Below are 11835 nucleotides of genomic sequence, written 5' to 3'. Positions count from 1 at the left end.
TAACGACCATTAAATATAGATGTAATATTATTGTAAGCAAGACACAAAAGTTTAAATTTTTTGGTGAAATATAATTTTTTATTATGTTATTATTTAATTATAATTAATAAACATAGAGTTTTAACATATATGAAAAATTTTTTTGTTTTGTATTTTGGTTTATTTTCTGTAGTCTTTGCCGCTCAAAAACTTAAATCAGGTAGTGATAATAACTTATCTTTTCCTGTAACGAACAATACTCAAATAATGAGCTATCAACCAGAAACTGGTGATTTCACTAAAGAAATACCTATAATTAGCACTTCTTTAGATGATGGCTTAAATTTTAATTATAGTGCGTATATTAGTAATAATGGTCAACTCTCTGTTCCTTTAATTATTACAATTGGGTTAGGAAATAAAAATTTAATTGGTTTTGTCAGAGATGTAAATGGAGGTGTTAATACTTTATCTTCAGGGGCAAATGGAGGTAGCGCTGTCTCAAACACTCATTTTCATGGGACTGTAAATGGCAGCGGAGTATTTTCTATTTACTCAAGCGATGGAGTTTTATATACAGGTGATGCTTTCCATGGATATGAAGGCTATATTTATAGTCCACATAAAAAATCTAAAGTAACGTTTTCATATAGTAATGCTAAATACATGATTGAACCTCATACAAGTGAAAAATTGTGTGATTATGGTTTAGGTTTAACTGGTTTATATGTAACTAAAATAAGCCTTTCTAATGGTTACGAGGTTAGCTTTAATATAAGTTCAACGCGGGTCTATGAGGAGCATGCTCGTGGACAGCAATTTTATAAATGTACAGCGGTTTATTATACTAAAATATCAGATAATCAAGGTAGGGTTTGGACATTTGGTCGTAATTCAGGAAATGGTTTCTTACAAAATGTCAAGTATCCAGATGGCAGACAAATTAAGTTTGATTTTTCTCATATAACAGATGTTAATGGAATCACGTATACATATGGGAGCCTAACATCAAAACATCAGTTTCCTTATGTTAATTACTCTGGAGCAAACCTGACTCAATCTCCTAGAGAGTCTTTTTCAGTAGATTCCAGTTATACTAACAACACTATTACACATATGAATGGTAGTGTAGATAAATATTTAGGTTACCCAAAACACTATACCATTTCTGCAGATCCTGGGAACGGCACATATAAGGAACATAAAAAACTCGATAAAAGTGGTAATGTTGTATACGATGAAGTAAATACATGGAATTATACAGCAAATGCAACACCATATTTAATAGAGCAAACAATTACGCAAGATGGAGTTACTATTTCTAAAAAGTTTGCTGATTTTAATGCATATTTGTATCCCCAAACGATTACTGAAACTGCTTCAGATGGACAAATTAGGATTACTAAAACTACATATTTGGAACTTCAAGCTTCAGCTACTCATGGGCATATGGTTAAGCCTAAAAAAATACAAGTTACTGATAGTAGTGGTAAAGTTTTGCATACTATTGTAAACCAATATGATAGCGAAGGATACTTGATATCTAGTACTAACGATGGTGTAGAAAGGGACTTTCCAAATAAATGTGTAAATTCTTAATTAACCTGCTAGATTATTTCTAGCGAAATATTAAGGATAGAAACAATGTCTAAGAATAAGAAGTCAGAAGATATTTACACAGCTATTGCAGATCAAATAATAGATTCAGGTGTTGATATTAATCAAATGTTTGAGAAAGATGGTTTGCTAAAGCAACTAACAAAACGATTATTAGAAAAAGCACTAGATGCAGAAATGAATAGTCATCTTGGTTATTCAAAACACCAAAGGACTAATTCATCAAATGCTAGGAATGGCTATAGTAACAAGACATTAGCTACAGACACAGGTAATTTGGAAATATCAGTTCCACGAGATAGAGATAGTGACTTTGAACCTCAAATAGTTCCCAAAAGAGTCACCAAGATAAACGGCTTAGACCAAAAAATTATATCTTTGTATGCTAAAGGTATGAGTACTACAGATATCCAACAACAGTTATTTGAGTTATATGATACAAAGATAAGTACAAGCTTTATAAGTGATGTTACAGAAGCTATTATTGATGATGTTAAAGCATGGCAAAATAGACCTTTAGAGTCAGTTTATCCAATAGTGTTTTTTGACTGTATAGTCGTTAAAGTTAGAGAAGACAAGCATATTATTAATAAAGCTGTGTATGTGGCTCTTGGCATATCGTTAACTGGTCATAAGGATGTATTAGGTCTTTGGATCAGTCAAAATGAAGGTGCTAAATATTGGCTTAGTGTTTTTACTGAATTAAAGAATAGAGGCTTACAGGATATATTTATAGCATGTACTGATAATTTAAAAGGCATGTCTGATGCTATACAAGCTATATACCCTGAGACAAAGCATCAGCTTTGTATCGTTCATCAAATTCGTAATAGTCTTAAGTATGTGCCATATAAAGACAAGAAAGAGGTAGCTAGAGAGTTAAAGAAAATATATGATGCTGATACCATTGCAATAGCTCAATCTGAGCTTGATAACTTTGCAAATAAATATGATACTAAATATCCTTTAATTTCAAAGTCATGGATAAATAATTGGGATAATTTAACTGTATTCTTGCAATATCCTCCAAAAATTCGTAAAGTTATTTACACTACTAATGCGATTGAATCGCTTAATAGCCAGTTTAGGAAAGTCATTAAGAATAAAAAGCTATTTCCTAAAGATGACTCTGTTTTCAAATCTTTGTACTTGGCTATAGATTATTTGACTAAAAAATGGTCTATGCCTGTTAAATATTGGAATGAGGCTATGCCTTATTTCGCTATCGAGTTTGAGCATAGAATTCAGAGATTCATGTAAGTGAATTTACACAGTTAAGTGGAAAGGCTCTGTAGAAACAAAATACACTTATGATTCTAACGGTAATTTAGCAACTTCAATGGACGCTAATGGTAATACTACAAAATATCAAGGTTATCAATATGGTAAACCTACAGTTGTAATTGACCCTAAGGGTAGTAAAACAGTTTATAGTTATGATTATAGAGGGCTTGTATTAAGCAAAACAGATCCAGAAGGTAACACAACTAAATATTATTATGATATAAATGGCCGTCCAACTTTAATCACTCCTCCAGCAGGTTATTCTATTAGCTATGCTTATAGTAATAATGGTTTAACTGTCACTAAGTATCAAGGTCAAGTTGCTACGGTAATAAACTATGACGGTTTTGGTAAAGTGATAAATAAAACCTCAAGTGTTAGGAATTCATCTGGTTCAATTGCACAAGTTTATAAATACGATATCGTTAATAATAAAGTATTTACTAGTTATCCGTGCTTATCAATAAACCAGTGCTCAACTGGAGATATTTACACTTATGACATATTGGGTAGACCAATTCAATTAATTAAAGATACTAGTTCATTTTAAGGGGTAGCGAAATGAGATATATAAAAAAAATATTTTTGGCTACTTTAGGGCTTCTTGGAGCATTGAACTCTTTTGCTAGTTACACATGGACCGCTCAATATACTGGAAGTAATGGAAATGCAGTAAAAAAAGTTACTAGTCCAAATGGAACAACCACATACAGTTATAGACAAGGTTTTGACGAACCAATTTTATTAAGTAAAACTAGGCAATCTATAAGTAATACTGCTCTTTATGATAATGAAGGTAGACTTCTATCTTTATCTCAAGGTGGAGAAAATAGAAATTATAACTACACAGATTCTACTCATTTAAATTGGTTAATGTCCCAAAACGACCCAGAGCTTGGCACTACAAGTTGGGACTTTCCAAATAAATGTGTAAATTCTTAATTAACCTGCTAGATTATTTCTAGCGAAATATTAAGGATAGAAACAATGTCTAAGAATAAGAAGTCAGAAGATATTTACACAGCTATTGCAGATCAAATAATAGATTCAGGTGTTGATATTAATCAAATGTTTGAGAAAGATGGTTTGCTAAAGCAACTAACAAAACGATTATTAGAAAAAGCACTAGATGCAGAAATGAATAGTCATCTTGGTTATTCAAAACACCAAAGGACTAATTCATCAAATGCTAGGAATGGCTATAGTAACAAGACATTAGCTACAGACACAGGTAATTTGGAAATATCAGTTCCACGAGATAGAGATAGTGACTTTGAACCTCAAATAGTTCCCAAAAGAGTCACCAAGATAAACGGCTTAGACCAAAAAATTATATCTTTGTATGCTAAAGGTATGAGTACTACAGATATCCAACAACAGTTATTTGAGTTATATGATACAAAGATAAGTACAAGCTTTATAAGTGATGTTACAGAAGCTATTATTGATGATGTTAAAGCATGGCAAAATAGACCTTTAGAGTCAGTTTATCCAATAGTGTTTTTTGACTGTATAGTCGTTAAAGTTAGAGAAGACAAGCATATTATTAATAAAGCTGTGTATGTGGCTCTTGGCATATCGTTAACTGGTCATAAGGATGTATTAGGTCTTTGGATCAGTCAAAATGAAGGTGCTAAATATTGGCTTAGTGTTTTTACTGAATTAAAGAATAGAGGCTTACAGGATATATTTATAGCATGTACTGATAATTTAAAAGGCATGTCTGATGCTATACAAGCTATATACCCTGAGACAAAGCATCAGCTTTGTATCGTTCATCAAATTCGTAATAGTCTTAAGTATGTGCCATATAAAGACAAGAAAGAGGTAGCTAGAGAGTTAAAGAAAATATATGATGCTGATACCATTGCAATAGCTCAATCTGAGCTTGATAACTTTGCAAATAAATATGATACTAAATATCCTTTAATTTCAAAGTCATGGATAAATAATTGGGATAATTTAACTGTATTCTTGCAATATCCTCCAAAAATTCGTAAAGTTATTTACACTACTAATGCGATTGAATCGCTTAATAGCCAGTTTAGGAAAGTCATTAAGAATAAAAAGCTATTTCCTAAAGATGACTCTGTTTTCAAATCTTTGTACTTGGCTATAGATTATTTGACTAAAAAATGGTCTATGCCTGTTAAATATTGGAATGAGGCTATGCCTTATTTCGCTATCGAGTTTGAGCATAGAATTCAGAGATTCATGTAAGTGAATTTACACAGTTAAGTGGAAAGGCTCTACAAGTTATTCATATTATTCTAATGGACAGCGTAGAACTGAACAAATCGCAGGCTCAACGTTAACAAACTTTACATATGATGGTAGTGGTAATATTATCCAAGTGAATTACTCATCCTCAAATGGGATTCCTGCATCCCCAACAGTTACATATGGCTACGACGCTAATAATAATGTTACTTCTAAAAATATGGGTGCGGCTAACCAAATAAGTAATACTTACGATGCACTAAATCATCTGTTAACATCAAGCCTGAAATATTCATATCCTGATGGTACTTCCCAAAAAAGTATCTCTTACATCTATGATAACTATGGTCATATTAAATCTATTACTTACCCTGATAGGTTAGTTATTAATTATAATCCTAATGGGCTTGGAAGGTCACAATCTATTACAAGCTCGTCAAATAATATTATTACGGGCATTACTTATAATTCTGCTAATAATATAACCTCTTACGCTGGGGCAAATTTTAGTTTGTCTATAGCTTACGATAATATGAATCGTGCTACTGATATTAAAACAACCAGTGTCAATAGTAGCTATACTTATGATGGCGAAAACAATGTTATAAGTATTATAGATGGTTTAAGCTCATCTAATAATGAATCATTTTCATATGATGGTAATAATCGGTTAATTCAAGCAAGTGGTCCATGGGGACAGGCAAGCTATAGCTATGATAATTTAAACAATATAACCTCCCTTACAACCACTAATGATGGTGCTCATAGCTATGTTTATGATGGTAAGAACCTACTAAGTTTTGTTACATCTAATACAAAAAGAGGCACTCAGAAACTAGATTATGACACTAACGGGAATGTTATAAAAAAAGGTCAAGACACTTATGTTTATGATGCTGCAAATCATCTGATTAGTTTTAAAAATAAAGATCATGAAATTGAGTTTGTGTATGACCCAAATGGTCATGTTATATCTACTACTGAGGATGGTAAAAAACCTGTTATCACATATTACGATGAATCAGGAAGATTGCTTTATAAGTTAGATCCAAATAAAACCACTCAGCAAGTAACTGATTATATATATCTTAATGATAAGCTTGCTGTTGAAGCTAGACATGACCAGGGTGATTTGAAAAATGTATCTTACCACTATATAACAACAAATCCATTAGGTTCTCCAATTGCTAGTACTTTAAATGGGGTTACAGAATGGAGGCAAATTTATCGACCATATGGATTAGAGAAAAGTCAGATTACTCAAGATGAGGACCATATAGGTTTTACAGGAAAAGAAACAGTTAAGAATATGAATCTAGTGAATATGAACGCTAGATACTATGCTCCTGATTTTGGTAGATTTATGGCTTATGATCCAGCTGAGCCAACTGTAGGTGATTTATTTAGCTTCAATAGATATGCATATGCAAATAATAATCCGTTATTATATACAGACCCTACAGGATTATTTTCGTTTAGTGGTTTCTTTCATGGTCTAAATGATTTCGCATCTGGTATGGTAAATGGGATGTCAGCTGGGTTTGTTAATACGGAACATACTCAAGGCTTTGCCCACAAGGCGGGTTGGGCTGTTGGGACTGCTTTGGGATTGACCTATGGAGCTACAGAGCTAAGAGCAGCTAGGTATGCTGCTAGTAAAGCAGGCGGATTACTTGAGTCATCGACTACAGCAGCAATGGAAGAACGCAATCTTGCTGGACAGGCTGATGTGGCTAAGAATGTTGAAACTGTTCAACGATGGATGTCTAAGGCGGAGCTTAAAGCAACAGAGGAAACTGGCTTACTTAGAGGTGGTAGAGCAGGTAAACATTATGTTACAGATTCTGCTAATAATAATCCTTTAAGAGCTCGGCAGAGATCAGCTCTTGATAATACCCCTGAAGTAAAAGTAACTATGGATGTCCCTAAGGGAAAATTTTCAAGTCCAAGCAGAGTTGAGCCTATGTTTGATATGCCTGGTGGAGGAATGGAAAGAATTGCTACAGGTAATATTCCTGTTAATATAAGAAAGGTGGAAATATGGTAAATAATAAGTTTGAAAAATGCATCATACATGGAGAACATAACGAAAGATTTCCACAAATGGATTTAAGGGCTACGATTTTATACAGTAGCTCTAACAAAGATAAACTTTTTCTTCATTTAGAGAATTCTATAGAATATAAAAATAAAAATTATAATTATGCTGTAGCTACAATACGCTCAAAATCATGTAATGATTTTAGCTACGGCATAATTTTCTTTTCTATTGATACTGAATTTGAAGTTTGTAAGGACCGAATTTTGGAACTTGAAAAGTCATGGAGAGGTGGTTTAGCTGGTTTAGCAGGTATTTCTTTTTTAGATTAGTGAATTTTTTAGAGTACGAATATAAAAGAGTCGTAAGATATGGAATTTATAACTGGCCTGATAAAGATATACCGACAACGGAAGAATATGTTATAAAAATAGATTACAGCCTGTTATGGTTTTTGATGGTGAGGAGCAGGTTCAAAGACTTCTTTTAGCCTTATATGAGAAAAGACCTAGTTTGACTTTACAAACAGAACCATGGTTAGATCCATATAGTGATTTTAATAGAGGTTAGTAAGTAATTTACTTAATTTAGTATAGCATGAGGGGTTTGTCCACGATGCCGGTTTTAAAAACACAATTACAAAGTATCTATAACACTTCCTTTAAGGAAACAATAGGAGAATAAAAAATGGATGAGTTAAAAAAGAAGAATATATTTATAAGACTCTACAAAGGAGATCTGTCGCTAGCCAAAACTTTTTGGCTACCTAACATATTGTTATTTTTGGTTGGTACACTTGCAGTTTATACAGCTTCTATATTTATAAAAAGTCCAGGTGCTTGGTTAATATATTTATTTTTCTACTCTATTATAATTTGGATATTCCATCTGTTGATTTTTATATCAATATTGAATGCGTGTAAAAAACATAAAGGCTTACTTATCTGGAGAATTTTATCCAGAATTTACAGCACATTAGGACTTGTAAGTTTCATAATCATAATATACTGTATTGCTTTTGCAGCTACAGTTATTATTACGGATATAAATAATAATAGCAATTTGAGAGATAAAACTTTTCTTTCAAAACTTGATAATTATTTGCTAAATCAAAACTTGCCACAAAAGATAAGTGATGTATTAAATCTTGAAAGAATAATGGATGATCAAAAGCAACAAACCTATATTTTTAAAAATACTGACCCAAATCAAGAATTGATTTTTGATAGGTTGGATAACTTTTTCTGTAGAGAAATGCTAGATTTTAAACAAAATAAGAAAGTAGTATTTCAAGTTTATGATCAAAACAATAAACTAAAACAAGAAAACGAACTTACTTACGATAAATGCTTAAAAATAATTAACGCATCTATCAAGTAATCGAGATAAAAAGTTGCTGTATTGAAAAAAGATGGCGACTACCTACTTTCACCTGGGCAACTGCCAGACTATCATCGGCGTGTTGTAGTTTCACTTCTGAGTTCGGAAAGGGATCAGGTGGTTCCTACAAGCTATCATCGCCAAAACCTGAGTTTTGGTATATAAAGATATTTAACAATTCAGCATAGAAATAGACTTAAGTCTCTCGGATCATTAGTACTGGTAAGCTACATACATTACTGCACTTACACACCCAGCCTATCAACGTCGTAGTCTCCAACGTTCCTTACTAGCTTATAGCTAGAGAGATCTAATCTTGAAGGAGGCTTCCCGCTTAGATGCTTTCAGCGGTTATCCCGTCCGAACGTAGCTACCCGGCAATGCTTCTGGCGAAACAACCGGAACACCAGTGGTTCGTTCACTCCGGTCCTCTCGTACTAGGAGCAACTCTTCTCAAATCTCTAACGCCCACGGCAGATAGGGACCGAACTGTCTCACGACGTTCTGAACCCAGCTCGCGTACCACTTTAAATGGCGAACAGCCATACCCTTGGGACCTGCTTCAGCCCCAGGATGTGATGAGCCGACATCGAGGTGCCAAACTCCTCCGTCGATATGAACTCTTGGGAGGAATCAGCCTGTTATCCCCGGAGTACCTTTTATCCGTTGAGCGATGGCCTTTCCATACAGAACCACCGGATCACTAAGACCTACTTTCGTACCTGCTCGAGCCGTCACTCTCGCAGTCAAGCGCACTTTTGCCTTTATACTCTTGGTATGATTTCCGACCATACCGAGTGCACCTTCGTACTCCTCCGTTACTCTTTAGGAGGAGACCGCCCCAGTCAAACTACCCACCATACACTGTCCTCGCCTTCCGGCTGAGTTAGAACTTCAATAATTCAAGGGTGGTATTTCAAGGTCGACTCCACATGATCTAGCGACCATGCTTCTTAGTCTCCCACCTATCCTACACATAAATGATCAAAGTCCAGTGCAAAGCTATAGTAAAGGTTCACGGGGTCTTTCCGTCTAACCGCGGGTACGCTGCATCTTCACAGCGATTTCAATTTCACTGAGTCTCTGGTGGAGACAGTGTGGCCATCGTTACGCCATTCGTGCAGGTCGGAACTTACCCGACAAGGAATTTCGCTACCTTAGGACCGTTATAGTTACGGCCGCCGTTTACTGGGGCTTCGATCCAGAGCTTCGCCTAAGCTAACCCCTTCAATTAACCTTCCAGCACCGGGCAGGCGTCACACCCTATACTTCCTCTCTCGAGTTCGCAGAGTGCTGTGTTTTTGATAAACAGTCGCAGCCACCTGGTATTTGCAACCCTCAACAGCTTACGTAGCAAGTACTTCACCATTAAGGGCACACCTTCTTCCAAAGTTACGGTGTCATTTTGCCTAGTTCCTTCACCAGAGTTCTCTCATAGCCTTAGTATTCTCTACCTACCCACCAGTGTCGGTTTACAGTACGGTTACTTATACAATATACTTAGAAGCTTTTCCTGGAAGCAGGGCATTAGTAGCTTCGCCAAATAAATTCGGCTTCGTCTCGTATCTCAGATCATCAAGATGCCGGATTTGCCTAGCACCTCTACCTACCTACTTTCACTTGGACAACCATGCGCCAAGCCTACCTAGCCTTCTCCGTCCCTCCTTCGTTCATATAAGCAGCACAGGAATATTAACCTGTTTCCCATCGACTTCACTCTTCAGCTACGCCTTAGGGGCCGGCTTACCCTACGTTGATTAACATTGCGTAGGAATCCTTGGGTTTTCGGCCAATAAGAATCTCACTTATTTTACGTTACTCATGTCAGCATTCGCACTTCTGATACCTCCAGCAAACTTCTCAATTCACCTTCATCGGCTTACAGAACGCTCCCCTACCAATATATTAAATATATTCCGCAACTTCGGTGCATAGCTTAGCCCCGTTAAATCTTACGTGCAGGCCGACTCGACCAGTGAGCTATTACGCTTTCTTTAAAGGATGGCTGCTTCTAAGCCAACCTCCTGGCTGTCTGGGCCTTCCCACTTCGTTTCCCACTTAGCTATGACTTAGGGACCTTAGTTGGCGGTCTGGGCTGTTTCCCTTTCCACGACGGACCTTAGCACCCGCCGTGTGTCTCCCGTGATAAAACTTGATCGTATTCTGAGTTTGCATCGAGTCGGTAAGCTCGTAAAAGCCCCCTAGTCGAAACAGTGCTTTACCCCAATCAGTCAATTCACGAGGCACTACCTAAATAGTTTTCGGGGAGAACCAGCTATCTCCGTGCTTGATTAGCCTTTCACTCCGATCCACAGCTCATCCCATACTTTTGCAACAGTACCGGGTTCGGTCCTCCAGTTAGTATTACCTAACCTTCAACCTGGCCATGGATAGATCGCGCCGGTTTCGGGTCTACTCCTAGCGACTAGGCGCTCTATTAAAACTCGCTTTCGCTACGGATCCCTTATTCAGTTATCCTCGCCACTAAAAGTAACTCGCTGACCCATTATACAAAAGGTACGCAGTCACATGACTAAATCATGCTCCTACTGCTTGTATGCAAGCGGTTTCAGATTCTATTTCACTCCCTTTATAAGGGTTCTTTTCACCTTTCCCTCACGGTACTAGTTCACTATCGGTCATTCAGGAGTATTTAGCCTTGGAGGATGGTCCCCCCATGTTCAAACAAGGTTTCTCGTGCCTCGCCCTACTTGTTCGTATGCTTAGTTCCATCTTAATCATTTCGTATACGGGACTATCACCCTCTATCGTCAAGCTTCCCAACTTGTTCTACTATAATTAAGACTATATCATACCAGGCTCTTCCCACTTCGCTCGCCACTACTATGGGAATCTCAATTGATTTCTCTTCCTAAGGGTACTTAGATGTTTCAGTTCCCCTCGTTCGCTCTCTATCTTATATCAGATAAAGTAACTAGACTACTCTAGTTGGGTTCCCCCATTCGGAAATTCTGGGATCAATGCTTATTTGTCAGCTACCCCAGACTTATCGCAGACTAACACGTCCTTCTTCGCCTCTGAATGCCAAGGCATCCACCGCTTGCACTTATTTTCTTAAGTCTATCTCTATACTAAATTGTTAAATATCTCTATCTTCATGCAAATAAAACAGTGGTGGAGCCAAGCGGGATCGAACCGCTGACCCCCTGCGTGCAAAGCAGGTGCTCTCCCAGCTGAGCTATGGCCCCAAAAAAAATGGTGGGTCTGAGTAGACTTGAACTACCGACCTCACCCTTATCAGGGGTGCGCTCTAACCAACTGAGCTACAGACCCGTATCTTATTTACACTAAAATCT

The 11835-nt window shown here is 36.4% G+C and carries 9 protein-coding genes, 2 tRNA genes and 2 rRNA genes; 9 read left to right on the top strand and 4 right to left on the bottom strand.

What is annotated here, in order from left to right:
• Nucleotides 1-129: 129 nt before the first annotated feature.
• The 9 genes from E3E15_RS00260 to E3E15_RS00225 all read left to right on the top strand — a co-directional run bounded on the left by E3E15_RS00260 (nt 130) and on the right by E3E15_RS00225 (nt 8518).
• On the top strand, nt 130-1578 hold the full coding sequence (locus E3E15_RS00260; protein WP_172106159.1) for a hypothetical protein: 1449 nt from the start codon (nt 130-132) through the stop codon (nt 1576-1578).
• A gap of 45 nt (nt 1579-1623) precedes the next feature.
• Nucleotides 1624-2856, top strand: a complete 1233-nt coding sequence (locus tag E3E15_RS00255) for an IS256 family transposase (protein WP_172106156.1) — start codon at nt 1624-1626, stop codon at nt 2854-2856.
• A gap of 79 nt (nt 2857-2935) precedes the next feature.
• Nucleotides 2936-3430: an RHS repeat protein gene (locus E3E15_RS00250; RefSeq protein ID WP_172106158.1), complete on the top strand. Its 495-nt coding sequence runs from the start codon at nt 2936-2938 to the stop codon at nt 3428-3430.
• A gap of 11 nt (nt 3431-3441) precedes the next feature.
• Nucleotides 3442-3822 carry a hypothetical protein gene (locus E3E15_RS00245; protein WP_172106157.1) on the top strand — a complete coding sequence of 127 codons (381 nt, stop codon included), beginning with the start codon at nt 3442-3444 and terminating at the stop codon, nt 3820-3822.
• A 45-nt stretch (nt 3823-3867) separates the two neighbouring features.
• Nucleotides 3868-5100: an IS256 family transposase gene (locus E3E15_RS00240; RefSeq protein WP_172106156.1), complete on the top strand. Its 1233-nt coding sequence runs from the start codon at nt 3868-3870 to the stop codon at nt 5098-5100.
• 133 nt (nt 5101-5233) lie between these two features.
• Nucleotides 5234-7147 carry an RHS repeat domain-containing protein gene (locus E3E15_RS00235; RefSeq protein ID WP_172106155.1) on the top strand — a complete coding sequence of 638 codons (1914 nt, stop codon included), beginning with the start codon at nt 5234-5236 and terminating at the stop codon, nt 7145-7147.
• Nucleotides 7141-7470, top strand: a complete 330-nt coding sequence (locus tag E3E15_RS00230; protein WP_172106154.1) for a hypothetical protein — start codon at nt 7141-7143, stop codon at nt 7468-7470. Before E3E15_RS00235 ends, E3E15_RS00230 begins: the two co-directional genes overlap by 7 nt.
• 115 nt (nt 7471-7585) lie before the next feature.
• A complete protein-coding gene (locus tag E3E15_RS07930; RefSeq protein ID WP_280954103.1) occupies nt 7586-7708 on the top strand; it encodes a hypothetical protein in 123 nt (40 codons plus the stop codon).
• 117 nt (nt 7709-7825) lie between these two features.
• Nucleotides 7826-8518 (top strand): hypothetical protein, encoded by a 693-nt coding sequence (locus E3E15_RS00225; RefSeq protein ID WP_172106153.1) that lies wholly within the window; start codon nt 7826-7828, stop codon nt 8516-8518.
• A gap of 29 nt (nt 8519-8547) precedes the next feature.
• Here E3E15_RS00225 and rrf read toward each other — a convergent pair.
• The 4 genes from rrf to E3E15_RS00205 form a co-directional block, all read right to left on the bottom strand.
• Nucleotides 8548-8663: ribosomal RNA gene (gene rrf / locus E3E15_RS00220) — 5S ribosomal RNA — on the bottom strand.
• A 47-nt stretch (nt 8664-8710) separates the two neighbouring features.
• Nucleotides 8711-11599: ribosomal RNA gene (locus tag E3E15_RS00215) — 23S ribosomal RNA — on the bottom strand.
• Nucleotides 11600-11651: 52 nt separating this feature from the next.
• Nucleotides 11652-11727: transfer RNA gene (locus E3E15_RS00210), tRNA-Ala, on the bottom strand.
• Between the two features lie 8 nt (nt 11728-11735).
• Nucleotides 11736-11812, bottom strand: a tRNA-Ile gene (locus E3E15_RS00205).
• Nucleotides 11813-11835: the final 23 nt, after the last annotated feature.

This window comes from Allofrancisella frigidaquae (assembly GCF_012222825.1).
GTDB lineage: Bacteria > Pseudomonadota > Gammaproteobacteria > Francisellales > Francisellaceae > Francisella > Francisella frigidaquae.
This window is presented reverse-complemented; position numbering and strand designations above follow the sequence as displayed.